Origin of the sequence: Mesorhizobium sp. M7D.F.Ca.US.004.03.1.1 (genome assembly GCF_003998635.1) — a bacterium.
Taxonomy (GTDB): domain Bacteria; phylum Pseudomonadota; class Alphaproteobacteria; order Rhizobiales; family Rhizobiaceae; genus Mesorhizobium; species Mesorhizobium loti.
Window position 1 is genome coordinate 1 of sequence record NZ_RZQG01001433.1, and the last position, 980, is coordinate 980.

The 980-nt window shown below is 63.0% G+C and carries 1 protein-coding gene and 1 pseudogene; both read right to left on the minus strand.

The annotated features are described in order from the left end of the window. Positions 1-267: pseudogene (locus EN935_RS37700) on the minus strand (aminotransferase class III-fold pyridoxal phosphate-dependent enzyme); the annotation flags it as partial. 172 nt (positions 268-439) lie between these two features. Further along, a partial coding sequence (locus EN935_RS37705) for an aldehyde dehydrogenase family protein (RefSeq protein ID WP_127374325.1) occupies positions 440-980 on the minus strand: 541 nt, incomplete at its 5' end.

Consider the following 980-nt stretch of genomic DNA (forward strand, 5'->3'; position numbering starts at 1 on the left):
GACATAGGCGTGGTAGTAAGCGAGGTTTTTCGCCTGGGCGGCGATGGCGTCAGCGATCTTCTGGCGGCCGTAGCCGACATTGACGCAATAGAGGCCGGCAAAGGCATCCAGGCTCTTCCTGCCATTGTTATCCCAGACGGTGACGCCTTCACCGCCGGCCATGATGCGCGTCGGGCTTTCGCCGCGTGCGTGCGTGCCCATATGGGTCGAGGGATGGAAGAAGTGGTCGCGATCCCAGGCGGCGAGTTCGTTGGATTGGTCGAGCATTTTTTGACTCCTTGAGAAAACTGGCGCGACTTAAGGTGTGTTGAAATTCAGGTCAGGCCGAGCCGAAAATGGCGGGTTTCGAGAACCGGAGCGGAGCGTACTTGAGTACGTAGCACCGGAAGCGCAGAACCCTGGCATTTGCAGGCCGGCATCACCTGAATATCGACACATCTTAGGCTACGTCCAGGCAGAGATATTTTAGATCGGTGAAGGCTTCGAGCCCGTGGCGCGAACCTTCGCGACCGATGCCGGACTGCTTGACGCCGCCGAACGGGATCGGCGCGCCGGTGATCTTGACGCGGTTGATGGCGACCATGCCGTAGTCGAGCGCGCGGCCCATGCGTTGCTGGCGGGCGCCGTTCTCGGTCACGACATAGGCGACGAGGCCATATTCGGTGGCGTTGGCGCGGGCGATCACCACGTCCTCGCTGTCGAATGGCGTCACGGCGGCGACCGGACCGAAGGTCTCCTCGCGCATGATCAGCGCCTCGTCGGTGACATCGGCCAGCAGCGTCGGCTGGTAGAACAGCGGCCCGGCCTGGTGCCGCTTGCCGCCGGTGAGGCAACGCGCGCCATTGGCGATAGCGTCGGCTACCTGTTCCTCGACCTTCTTGACGGCGCGCTCATGCATCAGCGGCCCGATGTCGATTTCCTGAGCAAGGCCGTTGCCGGTCCGCAGCGCCTCGATGCGCTTGGCGAAGGCGGCGCAGAAG